The organism is Streptomyces luteosporeus, assembly GCF_039532865.1.
In the GTDB taxonomy this organism is placed as follows: Bacteria; Actinomycetota; Actinomycetes; order Streptomycetales; family Streptomycetaceae; genus Streptomyces; species Streptomyces luteosporeus.
The window spans coordinates 1-17814 of sequence record NZ_BAAASL010000005.1; the positions used below are offsets into that span (position 1 = coordinate 1).

Genomic DNA, 17814 nt, shown 5'->3' on the forward strand with positions numbered 1-17814 from the left:
CCCCAACGGGCTGATTTCAGCCCGTCCGGCGTTTGAGGACCGGGGTCCGGGGCGGAGCCCCGGGAGACGGGGAGAGGGCGGGGCTGGGGAACGGCCCGCCGCAGGCGTCACGCCACGTACGTGCGCGGCATCTCCGCCGCCGCCACGGCGCCGCTCGCGACCAGGCGGGTGGCCTCCGCCAGGCGCGTGGCCGCCTGTTCGGCCACCGCGCCGGCGACCGTGAAGGGCAGGCGTACGTAGCCCTCGAACGCGCCGTCGACGCCGAAGCGGGGGCCCGAGGGGACGCGGACGCCCAGTCGCTCGGCCGCCTCGGCGATGCGCGAGCCGGACAGGCCGCCGGTGCGGGCCCACAGGGTCAGGCCGCCCCGGGGCACGGTGAACTCCCACTCGGGCAGGTGGTGGCGCACGGCGGCCACGAGCGCGTCGCGGTTCTCGCGTGTTTGTTCGCGCCGCTGGGCGATGGCCTGCTCCCAGCCGCCGGAGCTCAGCAGCCAGGTGACGGCGAGCTGGTCGAGGACGGGCGTGCCGAGGTCGGCGTAGGCGCGGGCGGCGACCAGGCCGCGGATGACGTCGGGGGCGGCGCGTACCCAGCCGATGCGCAGGCCGGCCCAGAAGGACTTGCTGGCCGAGCCGACGGTGATGACGGCGCTGCCGGCGGGGTCGAAGGCGCACACGGGCCGCGGGAGGTGCAGGTCGGGGTCGAGGACGAGCTCGGACATGGTCTCGTCGGCGACCAGGAGCGTGCCGGCGGCCCGGGCGGCCTCGACGAGCTCGCGGCGCTGTTCCTCGGGGGCGAGGGCGCCGGTGGGGTTGTGGAAGTCGGCGATGACGTAGGCCATGCGGGGGGCGGCGTCGCGCAGCACCTGGCGCCAGGCGGCGAGGTCCCAGCCGGTGAGCCCGTCGGCCATGGCGACGGGCACCAGGCGGGCCCCGGCCTCGCGCATGAGCTGCAGGACGTTGGCGTAGGAGGGGGATTCGACGGCGACGCGCTCGCCGCGTCCGGCCATCAGGCGGCAGATGGCGGCGACGGCGCCCATGGCACCGGTGGTGACCATGATCTGTTCGGGCATGGTCGGTATGCCGCGGGCGGTGTAGCGGTCGGCGATGGCGCTGCGCAGGGCGGGCAGGCCGGCGGGGTAGTCGCCGTGGGTGTGGGCGTAGGGCGGCAGCTCCTCCAGGGCGCCCTGGACGGCGCGGGTGAGCCAGGGTTCGGGGGCGGTCAGGGCGGCGCAGCCGAGGTCGATGACGGAGCCGGCGGCCTCGGGGGGCAGCGGGTCCAGGGCCCGGGTGGGCAGGGGGCTGCCGGCGGGGACGGCGGTCCAGCTGCCGGCGCCGCGGCGGGATTCGAGGAAGCCCTCGCCGCGCAGGGCCTCGTAGGCGGCGGCCACGGTGGTGCGGCTGACGGCGAGGGCGGCGGCGAGCTCGCGTTCGGCGGGGAGGCGGGCGGCGACGGGGACCCGGCCTTCGAGCACGAGGGTGCGCACCCCGTCGGCCAGGGAGCGGTAGGCGGGGGTGCGGCGGCCGGCGAGGGGCGTGACGGAGCCGCGTCCGTTCTGGGAGCCGAGGAGGCGCGCCAGCTGGGGCGCCCCCACCGAAGAGGTCCACGGGCTCATTGTTTCCGGTCCACCTTTCGGGGATTGGCCATGGATCTGTGCTCGACCCGGTCCACAGACTGTCATGCCTCAGGCCACTGATACCACCGCAGGGGGGATTTCTCATGTCCGCGTCCGATGCCGGGCCGTCCGGTGCCGAGCCGTCGTCCGCTTCCCGTCCCGGACCCGTGCCGCCGCCGGCCGGCTCCGGCCGCACGGGCCCGGGGCTGCTGCGCCGGCTGGTCATGCTGTATGCCGGCCTGGTGCTGTACGGGGTGAGCGAGGGGCTCCAGCTGCGGGCCGGGCTCGGTCTGGGGCCGTGGACCGTGCTCAACCAGGGTGTCGCGCGGCACATGGGCCTGTCGATCGGCGAGGCGGCCATCGGCGTGGGTGCGCTGGTGCTGCTGCTGTGGATCCCGCTGCGGCAGCGCCCGGGGCTGGGGACGGTGTCCAACGTGCTGGTGATCGGTCTGGTGGTCGATGCCACTTTGGCCCTGACGCCGGCGCCGGGTTCGCTGTGGGTGCGCGTACCGCTGCTGGTCCTGGCCGTGGTGCTGTGCGCGGTGGCGACGGGGCTGTACATTTCGCCGCGCTTCGGCCCGGGCCCGCGGGACGGGCTGATGACCGGGCTGCACCGGCGCACCGGCCGCTCGGTGCGGCTGGTGCGTACGGCGATCGAGCTGTCGGTGCTGGTGACCGGCTTCGCGCTGGGCGGTTCGATCGGCGTGGGCACGGTGGTCTTCGCCGTCGGGATCGGGCCGCTGGCCCAGTTCTTCCTGCGCCTGTTCGCACCGGCTCCGGCGGGGGCGGCCGGGACCGGCCAGAAGGCGGACGCGGCGAATCCGGTCATGTCGGACCGGTCGGTTCCGGACCCGGTTTAGGTGGTGACCGGGCAGGGCCGGTAGTGTACGCCTTCGACCCACCAGGCGGATCGTTACTGCGCGTTCACAGCGTCGCAGCACAGGGTGACAACCATTGCCAGATGTGACAAAACGGGCGCCGATGGGTACAACAAGGGGCGGCACGACGGGCGACGCATGTCCCTCAACGGGGAATCTTCACCGCCGACCGGACGTTGACCGGATGACGACGACAGCGACACCTGTCCTGTGGGCGACAAGCCCGGGAGGCACGATTCATGAGTGAGCGAGCTCTCCGCGGCACGCGACTTGTGGTTACCAGCTACGAGACCGACCGCGGCATCGATCTGGCCCCGCGCCAGGCGGTGGAGTACGCATGCCCGAATGGCCATCGATTTGAGATGCCGTTCTCGGTGGAGGCGGAAATTCCGCCGGAGTGGGAGTGCAAGGCGTGCGGCGCCGTGGCACTCCTGGTGGACGGCGACGGTCCTGAGGAGAAGAAGGGCAAGCCCGCGCGTACGCACTGGGACATGCTCATGGAGCGACGCACCCGCGAGGAGCTGGAGGAGGTGCTGGCCGAGCGGCTGGCCGTCCTGCGCTCCGGCGCCATGAACATCGCGGTGCATCCGCGGGACACGCGCAAGTCCGCGTAAAGCGGTCGGCGCGCGCCACCGGCGTACGACGAAGGGCCCGGGCCACTGCCTCACGCAGTGGCCCGGGCCCTTTCGCATACCCGTTCCCGTTCCTCGTGTCCCGTTCCCCGCCGCTACCGCGGCAGCTGCGGGCCCGCGGGGCCCTGCCCCGGGCCGGGGCGTTCGTCCTCGCGGATCACCTCGCCCTGGACGACCTTGCCGTCCGGCTGGTGCATGCGCACCTGCTGGAACGCCCCGCCGAGGGTGCCCGGACGGCTCAGCCACCGCTCCCCCGCGCGCCGCAGCAGCGCCCGCGTCGGGGGGAACAGGCACAGCAGGCCCGCCACGTCCGAGACGACGCCCGGCACGATCAGCAGCAGGCCGCCCAGCATCGTCAGGGCGTTGCCGCCGCTCTCACCGGGGGCCGGTGCGGCCCCGCCGGCACCGGGCGCCTGCAGGGAACCCGTCAGGCGCTGCCAGGCCCGCCGGCCCGCCCGCTTGATCACGTACGATCCGGCGACCACGCCGGCCACCAGCAGGGCGAGCACCGCGAGGCCGCCGGCCAGGTCGGCCACCAGGGTCAGCAGCCACACCTCCAGGACCACCCAGGCGGCCACGCCGAGCGGGACCAGCCTGCGGGCCCGGCTGCGGCGCGGCGGCCGGCTGTGCAACGTCTCCTGCTGTGCTCCGAACGTCATGCCTCAAGTGTGCCCGCAGTGCGCGCAAACGGCCGGGGCGTCCTTATCCGTCCTTGACGGACCGTCCGCGCTCCTTCGCCGGCGGCTGGGTGAGCGCCTTGCCCACCTTCGCCACGCGGGAGCCGATGCCCCAGGAGGTGACGCGCCACAGCGCCTCGGCGACGATGTCCCGGCTCATCTTGCTGTCGCCCAGCTCGCGCTCGACGAAGGTGATGGGCACCTCCACGACGTGGAAGCCGGCCTTGACGGCGCGCCAGGCGAGGTCGACCTGGAAGCAGTAGCCCTGCGAGGCGACCTCCTCCATGCCCAGCCCCTCCAGCGTCTCCCGGCGGAAGGCCCGGTAGCCGCCGGTGACGTCCCGGATGGGCACGTCCAGCATCAGGCGGGAGTAGGTGGAGCCGCCGCGGGAGAGGAACTCGCGCGACTTCGGCCAGTTCACCACCCGGCCGCCGGGCACCCAGCGCGAGCCGAGCACCAGGTCGGCGCCCTTGAGGGCGGTGAGCAGCCGGGGCAGCTCCTCGGGCTGGTGGGAGCCGTCGGCGTCCATCTCCACGAGCACGCCGTAGCCGTTCTCCAGGCCCCAGCGGAACCCGGCGAGGTAGGCGGCGCCGAGGCCCTCCTTGCCCTGCCGGTGCAGCACCTTGACGTGGTCGTCCTCGGCCGCCATCTCGTCGGCGAGCTTGCCGGTGCCGTCGGGGCTGTTGTCGTCGGCGACGAGGACGTGCGCCTCCGGTACGGCCGCGCGCACCCGGGCGACGATGGGCTTGATGTTCTCCGCCTCGTTGTAGGTCGGAATGATCACCAAGGTCGTGCCGAGCGGACCGAATCTCCGCTGACCGCCGTCGTTCACTGCTGGCCCTTCTTGTCCATGTTCTCTACGGGTCCCTCCGGCCGGATCCGACGGCCCATCAGGAGAGCGGCCGCCCAGGACAGAAGTCCCACGATAGCGAGCGCCCATTCGGGCGCCGCACCGACGCGGTCGGCGACCGTCGTGCCGTCCCGCAGGGGGATGCGCGCACTGATCACATCACGCGTGAACTCCTCGCTGCGCTGCAGCACCCTCCCGTCGGGCGCGACGACCGCGCTGATGCCGCTGGTGGCCGCCGTGACCACGGCCCGGCCGTGCTCGATCGCCCGCAGCCTGGACATCGCCAGCTGCTGCTCGGGCTGCCCGGTGCGGCCGTAGGTGGCGTTGTTGGTCTGCACGACCAGGGCGCGGGCGCCGGCGCGGACGGTGTCGTGGACGATCCCGTCGTAGGCGACCTCGAAGCAGATGACGTCGCCCAGCCGCGCCGGGCCCACCTGCAGCACGCCGGTGCGGTCGCCGGGGTAGAAGTCGCGGGGGACGCGCTGGAGCCGGGAGATCACCGTGCTCAGCTGCTCGCGGAAGGGCACGTACTCGCCGAACGGCACGGGGTGCTGCTTGGCGTACCAGGCGCCCGGCCCGGTCACCGGGTCCCAGACGATGCCCTTGTTGTCGATGAAGCCGGGCTTGCCGGGGTGGTCGACCAGCGCGCCGACCAGCACCGGCACGCCCACGGCCTGCACGGCCCGCTGGATGCGCTCGTAGGCCTGGGAGTACTGGAAGGGGTCGAGGTCGGAGGAGTTCTCCGGCCAGATGACCAGGTCGGGCTTGCGGACCTTGCCCGCCCGCACGTCCCGGGCCAGCTGCAGCGTGGCCTCCACGTGGTTGTCGAGCACCATCAGCGGGCGGCCGAGGAAGTCCATGCCGGGCTTTTCGACGTTGCCCTGGACGATCGCGACGTCCACGGTGTCGTCGGCCCGCGTGGGCACGGGCACGGCGTAGCCGGCGCCGATCAGGCAGCCGGTGAGCACCAGCGCCCCGGCGCCCGGCAGCGCGGCCCGCAGCCGTCCGCCGCCGGCGCCCAGCGCGCGGCGGGCGGCGAGCGCCGCGTACGCCAGCGTGCCGCCCGCCAGGGCCACGGCGAAGGTCACCAGCGGCGCGCCGCCGAGTGCGGCGAGCGGGGTGAAGGCGGAGCCGGTGTTGGCGAAGGCGAGCCGCCCCCAGGGGAAGCCGCCGAAGGGCAGCCGGTCGCGCGCCCACTCCTGGGCCACCCACAGGCAGGCGCCCCACAGCGGCCAGGCCGGCAGCCGGGAGGTGCGCGCGAGGCCGGCGCCCAGGACGGCCAGGAACGCCGCCTCCACGATCGACAGGCCCACGACCGCGTCGTAGCCCACCACGTGCAGCCAGCGCAGCAGGAAGAAGAAGAACGGCAGCCCGAGGGCGAAGCCCGTCCAGGCGCCCTGCCGGGCGGTGCGGCCGCGGGTGAGCAGGGCCAGGGCGGCCACGGCCACGAGCGAGAGCGGCCACAGGTCGTACGGCGGGAAGGCCGCGGCGAGACAGCCGCCGGCGAGGGCCGCCAGCGCCGTGCGCGGGGCCTCGCGGCGGGCGAGCCGGGCCAGGCGCACGGCCCGGCGCGGGCGCGCGTCGGCGGCCGGGGGCGCGTCGGTGACCGGCCGGGCGCTCGCGGCGGGTTCCTCAGTGGTTTCGGGACCGGGGGGCACGGTGCTTCTTCCTGGAGCGTGTCAGGGGTATCAGCTGACCGTACCTCGAACGGCGCAGGCGGTGGACCGCCGGGGAGAGGGCGGGCGGAATGGGGACCCGGCGTCCTTCGGGCCGGCCCCGGAACCGCCGGCTGCGGTTGCCGGGAGCCGTTGTCTACTGAACGTCCGGGCCCCACCCGGGTCGCACCTGCCGGTCCGGCGGAACCTCCCCCGCCCCCGTGCGCTGGACCTGGCTCCCAGTGGCGGCGCGCGTCCCGGCGCACCGCCCCGTGGCCCAGCGGCGTTCGACGACTGTGCGAAGGCACCGCGACCGGACGTCCTGTGGTGGACAGCGAGAACCTACCGGCCGCCGCCCGCATCGTGTCAACACCCTCGCCACCAGCGCGCCTTGGCCAAATCAGCAGGTCAGTGCGCGGGGGCGGGGCGCCGTACGACGGGGTGCGGGATCATCGTTCGGCGGTACGCGGATCGGGGGGCGTCACTCGTTAAGCCCCGCGTACACGGTGTGCCCGGCCACCACGGTGCGCAGGCAGACCGGCAGCGGGGTGCCGGGGGTGAGGTCCGGCAGGCCCGGTGTGCCGGAGCGGGGGTCGGTGGACCAGTTGGCGACGCGGTCGTCGGGGACCTGCACCACGAGGTCGCCGGTGCGCCAGATCGCGTAGTCGGCGGGGGCGCCGGGCACCAGCACGCCGGCGTCGTCCCGGCCGGTGGCCCGCCAGCCGCCGCGGGTGTGCGCGGTGAAGGCGGCGCGCACCGAGATGCGGTGCTCGGGCGTGCGGTGGAAGGCTGCGGCGCGGACGGTGCCCCAGGGGTCGAGCGGGGTGACGGGGCTGTCGGAGCCGAGCGCGAGCGGCACGCCGGCGCGCAGCAGGGCCGCGTACGGGTTGAGGGTGCGGGCGCGCTCGGCGCCCAGGCGCCGGGCGTACAGCGCGTCCTCGCCGCCCCAGGCGGCGTCGAAGGCGGGCTGCACGGAGGCGGTCAGGGCCAGTTCGGCGAAGGCCGCGATGTGCTCGGGGGTCATCATCTCGGCGTGTTCGACGCGGTGCCGGGCCGCGCGGATGCGGGCCAGGCCGAGCCGGTCGGCGGCGGCGCGCACGCCGTCGACGACGGCGGTCAGGGCGGCGTCGCCGATGGCGTGGAAGCCCGCCTGCAGGCCGGCCTCGGTGCAGGCGGTGACGTGGGCGGCGACGGCGGCGGCGTCCAGCTGGGCGGTGCCGGTGTGGCCGGGCCGGTCGGCGTAGGGCTCGTGCAGGCAGGCGGTGTGCGAGCCGAGGGAGCCGTCGGCGAACAGGTCGCCGGCGGCGCCGACCGCGCCGAGGGCGCGGATGCGGGCCGCGTCCTCGGCGGAGGTGACGGCCTCGGCCCAGTAGCCGGTGACGCGCGGGCCGGGCTCCTCGGCGGCCAGGCGCAGCAGCCCGGTCAGGTCGTCCTCGCCGGAGATGTCCGGGCCCGCGCACTCGTGCAGCGAGCCGATGCCGAGGGCGGCGGCGCGGGTGCGGGCGGCGCGCTGGGCCTCGGTGCGCTGCGCGGGGGTCAGGGCGCCGTACGCCGCGGCGCGCACGGCGTGGTGGGCGGCGCCGGTCAGGGGCGCGTCGGGGGCGTACCCGGGCAGCTCGCGCACGCCGGGGACGAGGTCGAGCAGGGCGGTGGTGGCGACGGCGGAGTGGACGTCGGCGCGGGTGAGGTACAGCGGCCGGCCGCCGGTGGCCTCGTCCAGCTCCCGGCGGGACGGGGGCCGCTGCTCGGGCCAGGCGCTGGCGTCCCAGCCGTGGCCGAGCAGCACCCGGTCCGCGGGCCGGGCGGCGGCGTGGGCGCGGATGCGCTCCAGGGCGGGTGCCAGCCCCGCCACGCCGGTCAGGTCCAGGCCGGTCAGGGCCAGCCCGGTGGCGGTGGTGTGCACGTGGGCGTCGGTGAAGGCGGGGGTGACGAGGGCGCCTTCGAGGTGGACGACCTCGTCGACGCCGTCGGCGAAGGAGTCCGCGGCGCCCTCGGAGCCGACCCAGGCGATGGAGTCGCCCTGGACCACCATCGCGGTGGCGAAGGGGTCGGCGGGGCTGTGGACGTCACCGCCGCGCAGGAGCACGGTCTTTTCGGAGCGCGAGGTCATGGCACCAGTGTGACGTGGCGGGTGAGGCGCTCCCCCACCCGCCCCCACGACGGTGCCCCGAAGGGGCGCGGGGCAGTGTCGATCTGCGGCTCCGCCGCGTGGGCGCGACAAGCCACGGCGCGCCTGCAGACGAAGGCCGTCCTTCCGACTGCGGGCCGTTGGTGACCGATCGCGCCCACGCGGCGGAGCCGCAGATCGACACTGCCCCGCGCCCCTTCGGGGCACCGCATGATCGGCCGGAAACGGCGCTAGCCCACGCGCGGAGGCCGGGCCTCGTACGGTGTGGACAGGACGATCGTCGTGCGCGTGGAGACCCCGGCCAGCGACCGGATGCGCGCCAGCAGGTGTTCGAGCTCCAGCGGGGTGGCGACGCGGACCTTGAGGATGTAGTTCTCGTCGCCGGCGACGCTGTGGCAGGCCTCGATCTCGGGCACTTCCGCGAGCCGGTCGGCGATGTCGTCGGGAGCGCTGGGGTCGAAGGGCTTCACCGAGATGAAGGCGGTCAGCGGCAGGCCGACGGCCTCGGGGTCGACGACGGCCGCGTAGCCGCGGATGACGCCCCGCTGTTCGAGCCGGCGCACCCGCTGGTGCACCGCCGAGGTGGACAGGCCGGTGGCCTTGCCCAGGTCGGTGTAGCTCATCCGCCCGTCCTTGACGAGCAGTTCCACGATCTCTTTGTCCAGCTCCTCCACGCGGATCAACCTACTGTGTCGTGGCGCGCCCGGCACAGTCGGCGGCACCGCAGGCGCACAGGGTATGTGACCAACGCCACAGGTATGCACCCGTGTCCTCCCGGACGCGGCGATTACGCCACTCGCCCGGCGGGAAGTGCTTCGTGTGGCCGGGGCCGGGGTGCCCCGCCGGTTCATCCGAGGGGGAAGACCACTATGCCCAGCAGCCTGGACCACGCCGGTCACGACGGCGAAGGCGACTTCGGCTCGTACGACGAGACCTACGAGATGTTCCGGGTCCTCTGCCCGGACTGCGCCCGGCCCATTGCGCTCCTCGCGGACGAGGAGGTGCTCCCGGAGCACGCCCGGTGCCCCTCCCCGTGGAACCCGTTCGGCCTGACCGTGTGCGCCGGCTCGGGCCGCTCGGTGGAGGAGGCCGCGCCGGCCGACGAGTCGCTGGACTCGCAGGAGCTGGACGCGGCGATGCTGCTGACGCTGCCGGAGGGGCTGGACTGGCGGACGCAGCCCTTCTCGCACATCGGCGGTCCGGGCTCGCGCCCGCTGCGCGTGCCCGAGCCGCACGGCCGCCGCTGACGGGCGGCCCCCGGGGCCAGGGCCGGCCGCTTCGGCGGTGGCCGGCCCGGGCCGCTTCGTCAGCGGGTCTCGGGGCCGGCCAGGTGGCGGGCGACGACCATCCGCTGGATCTGGTTGGTGCCCTCGACGATCTGCAGGACCTTCGCCTCGCGCATGTAGCGCTCGGCGGGGAAGTCGGCGGTGTAGCCGTAGCCGCCCATGAGCTGGACGGCGTCGGTGGTCACCCGCATCGCGGCGTCGGTGCAGAAGAGCTTGGCCATGGCGGCCTGCTTGGCGAAGGGCCGGCCCGCGTCCCGCAGCCGGGCCGCCGCGAGGTACAGGGAGCGGCCGGCCTCGATCTGGGTGGCCATGTCGGCGAGCATGAAGCGCAGGCCCTGGAAGTCGGCGACGGGCCGGCCGAACTGCCGCCGCTCGGCGGTGAAGGCGAGCGCTTCGTCGAGGGCGGCCTGGGCGACGCCGACGGCGCAGGCGGCGATCCCCAGGCGGCCGGAGTCCAGCGCGGACAGCGCGATGGCGAAGCCCTGTCCCTCCTCGCCGATGCGCCGGGCGTCGGGGACCTCGACGCCGTCGAAGTGCAGTTGGGCGGTGGGCGAGCCCTTCATTCCCATCTTCCGCTCGGGCGCGGCGGCGCTCAGGCCGGGTGCGTCGCCGGGCACGAGGAAGGCGGTGATGCCGTGGGATCCGGGGCCGCCGGTGCGGGCGAGGACGGTGTAGAAGTCGGCGACGCCGCCGTGGGTGATCCAGGCCTTGGTGCCTTCGAGGGTCCAGGTGTCGCCGTTGCGGGTGGCGCGCGTGCGCAGGGAGGCGGCGTCGGAGCCGGCGGCCGGTTCGGACAGGCAGTAGGCGCCCAGCAGCCCGCCGCCGAGCATGGCGGGCAGGTGTTCCCGCTGCTGTTCCGCGGTGCCGTAGCCGGCGAGGGCGTGGCAGGCGAGGGTGTGGACGCTCACCCCGAGGCCGACGGTGAGCCGGGCGGCCGCCAGCTCCTCGAGGACCTGCAGGTAGACCTCGTACGGCTGGTCGCCGCCGCCGAACTCCTCGGCGTAGGGCAGGGCGAGCAGGCCCGAGGCGGACAGCAGGCCGAAGACCTCGCGCGGGAAGCGGCCGGCTTCCTCCTCCTCGGCCGCACCGGGCCTGATCTCCCGCTGCACCAGCTCGCGGACGAGTGAGATCAGGTCGCGTGCCTCCTCGGTGGGCAGCTGACGCTCCACCGGCTGTGGGCCGTGATCGGTCATGAGGCGGCTCTCCTCCCTGTCGGGCGCGGCGGCGGCCGGCGCGCCGGGGTGTCGGCGCCGTCACCGTTGATGCCCCAGTCCATGGTCGCGCTCCGGGTCTCGGAGGGGCGTGACCTGCGGCTGTGGCGGGTTGGAGTATGCCCGATCGCGGGCGTGGCGTCACGGGTTGACTGATCATGAAAAACCGTTCATGGGGAACCGTTCATGACACGCCGTTCATGACACACCGTGCCGGCGGCGCGGGCCCCGGCGGATTTGGTACGAACCATTGACCGTATTGGTCTAGTCCTCCTACGGTTTCCCCACCGTTCAACGCGTCCATGCCAAGAGCACGTCCCTCCCCCACCGAGGAGACCTCATGCCCAGACCGTACGGACAACGCGCCCGCGCCTGGCTCGCGGCACTGGCCGCCGGCGCCACCCTGCTGGCGGGCGGCCTCACCACGGGCTCCGCCACCGCCGCGACCACCACCCCCGCCACCGGCGCGGCCGACGACACCTCCGACACCACGGACACCACCGCCGGCCGGCGCGTCGTCGGCTACTTCACCAACTGGGGTGTTTACCAGCGCAATTACCACGTCAAGAACATCGAGACCTCCGGCGCCGCCGCCCGGCTCACCCACATCAACTACGCCTTCGGCAACGTCAGCGGCGGCAGGTGCACGATCGGCGACCCCTACGCCGACTACGACAAGTACTACGACGCCGCCGGCAGCGTCGACGGCAAGGCCGACACCTGGGACGACGGCGCCCTGCGCGGCAACTTCAACCAGCTGCGCAAGCTCAAGAAGCTGCACCCGGGCCTGAAGGTGGTCTGGTCCTTCGGCGGCTGGACCTGGTCCGGCGGCTTCGGCGAGGCCGCGAAGGACCCCGCCGCCTTCGCCGAGTCGTGCTACGGGCTGGTGAAGGACCCGCGCTGGGCCGACGTCTTCGACGGCATCGACATCGACTGGGAGTACCCCAACGCCTGCGGCCTGACCTGCGACACCAGCGGCCGTGACGCCTTCCGCGAGGTGCTGGCGGCGCTGCGCGCGAAGTTCGGCCGGAGCAGCCTGGTCACCGCGGCCATCACCGCCGACGCCTCGGCCGGCGGCAAGATCGACGCGGTGGACTACGCGGGCGCCGCCCGGTACGTCGACTGGTACAACCCCATGACGTACGACTACTTCGGCGCCTGGGACGCCAAGGGCCCCACGGCCCCGCACTCACCGCTGACGTCCTACCCCGGCATCCCCAAGGCCGGCTTCGACACCGACTCCACCATCGGCAAGCTCACGTCGCTCGGCATACCCGCGGGCAAGCTGCTGCTGGGCATCGGCTTCTACGGCCGCGGCTGGAGCGGCGTGACCCAGGCGGCGCCGGGCGGCACCGCCACCGGCCCGGCCAAGGGCACCTCCGAGGCCGGCTTCGAGGACTACCGCATCCTCAAGACCCGCTGTCCGGCCACCGGTACGGTCGGCGGCACGGCGTACGCCAAGTGCGGCGACGAGTGGTGGAGCTACGACACCCCCGCGACGATCGCCGGGAAGGTCGCCTACAAGAACCGCCGGGGCCTGGGCGGCACGTTCTTCTGGGAGCTGGGGGGCGACACCCCCGACGGCGAGCTGATCAGGGCCATCGGCTGAGCCGCACCCGCAAGCCGAAGGCGCCTCCCGCCCGCCGGCCCCGCCAGGGGCCGCGCGGGCGGGAGGCGCCCTGCGTCCTGCGCTCGTACCCTGCGCCCTACCCGGCCGGGAAGAGGCCCGGTTCGATCTCCGGCTGCTCCAGCGGCCGGGTGGCCAGCGAGGTGTCGGCCTTGGCCCGCTCGGCGATCTCCCGGCAGGTCAGGAACTCCACGTCCCCGTGCGAGAGGCCGTAGGCGATCAGGGAGCGCAGCGCCTCGGCGCGGCCCGGACGGCCGCTGAGGAAGGGGTGGTTGGTGAGCATGAACAGCGAGTGGTAACGGCGCATCGCGTCCAGCTCGTACTTCCACATCGACAGCACCTTCTGCGGGTCCTCCATGACGGACCCGATCTGCGGCGCCGGCAGGAACGCGTACTGCTCCCAGTCGTCCAGCGACCAGTGCGGGGGCAGCTCCACCACACTGCCCCGGTCGGTGGGCACGTGGTAGGGACGGTCGTCGTTCATCATCGACGAGTCGTAGGCCAGGCCGTACTCCGCCACCAGCGACGCCGTCTGCCAGCTCGCCTCCCACAGGCCGGCGCGGTGGCCGTACACCGGCACGTCCTGCTTCCGGAAGACCTCCAGGGCCCGTTCGAAGTCGCGCCGCTCCTCGGCCGCCGTCATCGAGGTCGCCGGCACATGGCTGTAGGAGTGGTGCGCCACCTCGTGGCCCGCCTCCACCACTTGCGCCACCAGATTCGGGCGGCGTTCGGCGACCCAGCCCGGGAAGAAGAAGGTGGCCGGCACGCCGAGATCCCGGAGAATTCCCAGGATGCGCGGCACGCCGACGTCGGGGCCGAAAGCCTGGTGGGTCATGGCCATGGCGTGCCGTGCGTACTTCTCGCCCATGGAAAGAACACCGGTCTCCGCGTCCACGTCGAAAGTGAGCGCCACCGCTGCGGCCTTTCCGGGGCTCAGCCAGGATGCAGTCATGAAAGGGACTCTAAACAGGGGCGCAATCCTTCACAATGGAGATTCGCACATGATCACTGCCGGTTGCGTGGAGAAGTGCACAACACCCCCGCCCCACCCCCCTCAAGGCGGCCATGACCTGCGCGGTTACGGTCGCTTGAGGACGTCTCACCACGTGCGGGTAGCCGCGCTCCGCTACCCGAAGAGGTAGTGGAGGTGCCCGGCCGGCACCTCGTAGAGTCGGGGTCGTCCCCGAGAAAAGCCCTCACGGAAATGGCAGTGACAGTGATGGCATTATCCCCGACGTGCCCGGAGCGGGAATTCCGCGCGGCTGCCGGAAAATTCGCGTCCGGCGTCACGGTGGTGACGACGAGGAACGGCGGCGAGGTGTTCGCCAAGACCGTCTCGGCATTCGGATCGCTTTCCCTCGAACCCCGGATGGTGACGGTCTTCATCGGGCGAATGAGCCCGCTGGTGACGGCGGTCCTCGCGACCGAGGTCTTCGCCGTCAGCGTGCTGCGCGACGACCAGGAGCGCGTCTCCCGGCACTTCGCCATCCACGGCAACGGCAGGGCGATCGGCGCCTTCCCCTCCGTGGACACCGAGCGCTTCGTCACCGGCGCCCCCGTCGTCCGCGGCTGCCTCAGCTACTTCGACTGCCGCCTGGAGAGCGTGGTGGGCGGCGGTGACCACGCGATCCTGATCGGCCGGGTGGTCGCCGCCGGCAGCGAGAAGGGCCGCCCCCTGGTGTACTACGACGGCGGCTACCGCGAGATCGGCATCCTCGGCGCCACCACGGGCGTACCGGCATGACCCCGATGACCGCGGCCTTCGACGAGCGCGCCCGGAAGGACCCCGGCGCCTGCGCCCTCGTCCTGCGCGGTGACCACCTCACGTACGGCGAACTGGACGCGCTGGCACAGGACTTCCGCACCGAGCTGGACCGGCTGGGCGGCGAGCGCGGGGCACCGGTGTGCGTGCCCGCCCGCACGGTGATTCTTTCGACTTCGGCCTCCCGTCCCCGCAGGGGAGCATCGGCCACCGCTCCCAGCATGTCGTTTTCCCTCCTCCGCCCCCGATGGCCACGCACGTCCGGAGGGGACGTCGACGTTCCGATGCGCCGATGCCGGCACGTGACGATTCAGTATGCAATCAGTTCACGGGGCGGCGGCGGGTGGAGGTTCGAGTTCCGGCCGTTTGCCTACGGCATGTTTTGCGGCCGCACCGCCGTGTCGACGTCGTGCGCGGCGTGCGCGCGGGCGTCGGCGAGGGCGACGGCGGCCAGCGCCGCGAGCACGGCGGCGACCAGGACGAAGCCGGTGGCGTAGCCCGTGTATTGGGCGACGAGACCGACGCAGAAGCCGCCGAGTCCCAGGCCCGCGTCGAAGGCGAGGTTCCACTGGGCGCTGGCGACGCCGGCGTCCCCGGCACGCTGCAGGGCCAGGACGAGGGTGGCGTTCTGCAGGGTGCCGAAGCCGGCGCCGAAGACCACCATGAGGGCGAGCAGGACGCCGGTGTGCGCGGTCGCGGTGCCGCCGAGGACGCCCACGGCCGCGAGCACGGTCGCCGGCAGCAGCAGGACGTGGTGGCCGTGGCGGTCGCCCAGGCGGCCGGCCGCCCAGCGGCTGCCCGCGGCGGACAGTTGCAGGCACAAAAGGGCCAGCGGCGTCAGCCACACCGGGTCGCGGGGCGCGGCCGGCGGCAGGAAGGTCACGACGGTGCCGGAGGCCATGGTGCCGGCGGTCAGCAGGGCGAGCGGGCGCAGGATCGCCGGCCGGGCGATGCCCGCGACGACCCGGGCGCGCCCGGCGGACCGGGGCCGGGGCACGCCGACGAACAGCGCGGCCACCAGGCCGCACGCCGGGGCCAGGGTGCCGGCGGCGAACAGCGGCCCGTAGCCGTACTGGTGGGCCAGCAGTACCCCGAGGGGCGTGCCCACGGCTCCGCCGAGCCCGGCGGCCAGCCCGTACCAGCCGGTCGCCGCCCCGCGGCGGGCGGGCGGTGCCAGCTCGGCCACGGCCGCGCTGCCGACCACCACGAAGATGCCGAACCCGGCGCCGCGCAGCACGGCGCATCCCAGCGTCACGGCGAGGTCGTCGGTGGCCAGTGGCACGGCGGCCGGGGCGCCGAGCAGGAGCATGGCGGCCAGCAGGGCCGCCCGGTGGCCGACGGCGGCGATGAGGCGGGGCATGGCGGGCTGCACGGCCACGGTGGCGCCCATCAGCAGTCCGGTGACGGCACCCCCGGCGGCCCGGCCGCCGGCGTCCGCGGCGAACTCGGGCACGGTGGCCAGCAGGAGGTAGAAGCCCGTGAAACCGCTGAAGGTGCACAGCAGCACCGCCGTCATGGAGCGCGTGAGCAGGGATGACGAGGCGTCAGGGAAGAGGGTGGCGGACGGCTGGGCGGGCGAATGTTTCACGTCAAAGATCTCAACCGTTCCGGCAGCATCGGAACAGTGGACGGATCTCCATTCCTGCGACCGTCCGCTGTGCAATCGTCCACCACGCGTCCGGAGGCCGGTGGGAGCCGGTGTCCTGATTCCGGTGGCCCGCGCGGCCACTGGTGGACACCGTCCCGCCCGCGGTGTTGTGTCCGGCAGGTGATCTCCGACGACCAACCGTCCACGGCGGGGCAGGCCGACGGCGCCCCGCTGCGGCTGCGCGACCTGCTCGCCCTGCCCGGGCTCGGCCTGCGGGCCCTGCCCGGCACCGGGGACCTGGACCGGCCGGTCCGCTGGGCCCACGTCACCGAGCTGCCCGACCCCGGCACCTACGCGGGGCCCGGCGAACTGGTGCTGACCAACGGGCTGTGGCTGGAACAGCAGGAGTGCGCCGCCTACGTGGGCCGCCTGGTCGACGCGGGCGCCGCCGGCCTGGTCTTCGGCCTGCGCGAGAGCGTGCCCGCCGTACCGCCCGGGCTCGTCGCGGCCTGCCGGGCCGCCGGGCTGCCCCTGCTGCAGCTGCCGGTGGAGGTGCCGTTCACCGCCGTGACCCGGGCCCTGGCCGGCGCCCAGGCCGAGCAGCGCCAGCGGCAGCTGCTGGAGGCGCTGCGGCACAGCAGCGCCCTGACCCGCGCCGTCTTGGCCGGCGACGGCCTGCGCGGCGTCCTGGCGGTGCTGGCCGGGCCCGCCCGTACCCCGGTGGCCCTGGTCGACGGGCTCGGCACCGTCCTGGACCACGTCGGCCCGCCGCCGGCCGAACCCGACGTCCGTGCCGTCGCCGAGGGCATCGCCGCCGGCGAGGGCGCGCAGGCGGAGCACCCGCTGCGGCTGGTCTCCGGCGCCGACGCCACGGTGATCCCCGTGCGCGGCGTCGCCGGCTTCGACCTCGCCGTCCTCTACGGCCGCCCCGTCACCGAACTGGGCGCGGCCGAACGCCTGGTGCTGGAGCAGGGCGTGCGCTTCCTGACCGTCGAACTGGCGCACCGGCAGGCGCTGCGCGCCATCGAGATGCGCTTCGCCGGGGAGATCCTCGACATGGTGCAGAGCGGCCCGCACCGCGCCGGCGAACTCGCCGCACGCCTGCGCTCGTTCGGCCTCAACCCCGACAGCGCGCTCGCCGTGTTCTGCGTCATTGCCCCCGACACCCCCGGCCGCGGTGCGTGGCCGCTGCCCGACACGGCCGCGGTCACCGACCACTTCCTCGCCCGGGGCCTGGCCTCGGTGGCCACCGGCAGCGGCCAGGACGTGGTGGTGGTCGTCGGCCTGCCCGGCGCGGACGCCGACCCGGCCGCGCTGGCCGAGGACCTGGCGGCGGCCCTGGGCCCGCAGCCCCCGGCGCCCGGGCCGCGCATCGGCGTGGGCCGCCTCGCCTCCGGCCACCAGGAGCTGCGGCGCTCCCTGCTGCAGGCCCGCGAGGCCGCCCGGCTGGCCCGCTCCCGGCGGCGCGGCCCGCGGGTGGTGTCGTTCGCGGACGTGGGCTCCTACCGTCTCCTGCTGGCCCTGGTGGACCGCCGGACCCGCCGGGACTTCGCCGACGCGGTGCTGGGCCCGGCCGCGGAGTACGACCTGACGCACAGCAGCGAACTGCTGCGCAGCCTGGACGCGTTCCTGGCCTCGGGCATGAAGTGGGGGCAGGCGGCGGACTCCCTGCACATCCACGTCAACACCCTGCGCAACCGCCTGGCGAAGCTGGAGGCCCTCACGGGCCGTGACCTGGGCTGCGCGGAGGACCTGGCGGACGTCTTCCTCGCCCTGCGGGTGCGCGCCGAGGAAGGCTAGCGCCTGTGCGACGGATCGTGCAGCGCCCCGTAGAGGGCGCCCCGAAGGGGCGCGGGGCAGTGCCGATTTGCGGCTGCCGCCGCGTGGGCGCGATCAGCCACCGACGG

General features: G+C 74.2%; 15 protein-coding genes. 6 read left to right on the top strand and 9 right to left on the bottom strand.

Annotated elements, in window-relative coordinates; all coding sequences use genetic code 11:
* Window positions 1-107: 107 nt before the first annotated feature.
* Window positions 108-1613, bottom strand: coding sequence for an SCO1417 family PLP biosynthesis transcription factor (locus ABD361_RS07310; RefSeq protein WP_344433985.1), 1506 nt, complete (start codon window positions 1611-1613; stop codon window positions 108-110).
* A gap of 224 nt (window positions 1614-1837) precedes the next feature.
* Between ABD361_RS07310 and yczE the strand changes: the two genes are divergently transcribed.
* Window positions 1838-2473 (top strand): membrane protein YczE, encoded by a 636-nt coding sequence (yczE, locus tag ABD361_RS07315; RefSeq protein WP_344434276.1) that lies wholly within the window; start codon window positions 1838-1840, stop codon window positions 2471-2473.
* Between the two features lie 257 nt (window positions 2474-2730).
* Window positions 2731-3105: an RNA polymerase-binding protein RbpA gene (locus ABD361_RS07320; RefSeq protein WP_004948858.1), complete on the top strand. Its 375-nt coding sequence runs from the start codon at window positions 2731-2733 to the stop codon at window positions 3103-3105.
* A 113-nt stretch (window positions 3106-3218) separates the two neighbouring features.
* On the opposite strand, the gene fxsA is transcribed toward ABD361_RS07320, so the two are convergent.
* The 5 genes from fxsA to ABD361_RS07345 form a co-directional block, all read right to left on the bottom strand.
* A complete protein-coding gene (fxsA, locus tag ABD361_RS07325; RefSeq protein ID WP_344433986.1) occupies window positions 3219-3782 on the bottom strand; it encodes an FxsA family membrane protein in 564 nt (187 codons plus the stop codon).
* Window positions 3783-3825: 43 nt separating this feature from the next.
* Window positions 3826-4632, bottom strand: a complete 807-nt coding sequence (locus ABD361_RS07330) for a polyprenol monophosphomannose synthase (RefSeq protein WP_344433987.1) — start codon at window positions 4630-4632, stop codon at window positions 3826-3828.
* Window positions 4629-6308, bottom strand: a complete 1680-nt coding sequence (lnt, locus tag ABD361_RS07335; RefSeq protein ID WP_425583177.1) for an apolipoprotein N-acyltransferase — start codon at window positions 6306-6308, stop codon at window positions 4629-4631. Before lnt ends, ABD361_RS07330 begins: the two co-directional genes overlap by 4 nt.
* Window positions 6309-6786: 478 nt before the next feature.
* Complete coding sequence (locus ABD361_RS07340) at window positions 6787-8415, bottom strand: amidohydrolase (RefSeq protein WP_344433989.1); 1629 nt, start codon at window positions 8413-8415, stop codon at window positions 6787-6789.
* A 248-nt stretch (window positions 8416-8663) separates the two neighbouring features.
* Window positions 8664-9107, bottom strand: a complete 444-nt coding sequence (locus tag ABD361_RS07345) for an Lrp/AsnC family transcriptional regulator (protein WP_344433990.1) — start codon at window positions 9105-9107, stop codon at window positions 8664-8666.
* 195 nt (window positions 9108-9302) lie between these two features.
* Between ABD361_RS07345 and ABD361_RS07350 the strand changes: the two genes are divergently transcribed.
* Window positions 9303-9680 (top strand): hypothetical protein, encoded by a 378-nt coding sequence (locus tag ABD361_RS07350; protein WP_344433991.1) that lies wholly within the window; start codon window positions 9303-9305, stop codon window positions 9678-9680.
* A gap of 59 nt (window positions 9681-9739) precedes the next feature.
* On the opposite strand, the gene ABD361_RS07355 is transcribed toward ABD361_RS07350, so the two are convergent.
* Window positions 9740-10912 carry an acyl-CoA dehydrogenase family protein gene (locus ABD361_RS07355; protein WP_344433992.1) on the bottom strand — a complete coding sequence of 391 codons (1173 nt, stop codon included), beginning with the start codon at window positions 10910-10912 and terminating at the stop codon, window positions 9740-9742.
* A 358-nt stretch (window positions 10913-11270) separates the two neighbouring features.
* On the opposite strand from ABD361_RS07355, the gene ABD361_RS07360 reads away from it, so the two are divergent.
* Entirely contained in the window at window positions 11271-12539 is a 1269-nt protein-coding gene (locus tag ABD361_RS07360) for a glycoside hydrolase family 18 protein (RefSeq protein WP_344433993.1), read from the top strand.
* Window positions 12540-12636: 97 nt separating this feature from the next.
* On the opposite strand, the gene ABD361_RS07365 is transcribed toward ABD361_RS07360, so the two are convergent.
* Window positions 12637-13509, bottom strand: coding sequence for a polysaccharide deacetylase family protein (locus tag ABD361_RS07365; protein ID WP_344433995.1), 873 nt, complete (start codon window positions 13507-13509; stop codon window positions 12637-12639).
* Window positions 13510-13776: 267 nt separating this feature from the next.
* On the opposite strand from ABD361_RS07365, the gene ABD361_RS07370 reads away from it, so the two are divergent.
* Entirely contained in the window at window positions 13777-14301 is a 525-nt protein-coding gene (locus ABD361_RS07370; protein WP_344433996.1) for a flavin reductase family protein, read from the top strand.
* 388 nt (window positions 14302-14689) lie between these two features.
* Here ABD361_RS07370 and ABD361_RS07375 read toward each other — a convergent pair whose 3' ends face one another.
* Complete coding sequence (locus tag ABD361_RS07375; protein WP_344433997.1) at window positions 14690-15907, bottom strand: MFS transporter; 1218 nt, start codon at window positions 15905-15907, stop codon at window positions 14690-14692.
* A gap of 180 nt (window positions 15908-16087) precedes the next feature.
* On the opposite strand from ABD361_RS07375, the gene ABD361_RS07380 reads away from it, so the two are divergent.
* The gene (locus tag ABD361_RS07380) at window positions 16088-17707 is read left to right on the top strand and encodes a PucR family transcriptional regulator (RefSeq protein WP_344433998.1); all 1620 of its coding nucleotides are present in this window, start codon (window positions 16088-16090) and stop codon (window positions 17705-17707) included.
* Window positions 17708-17814 lie beyond the last annotated feature (107 nt).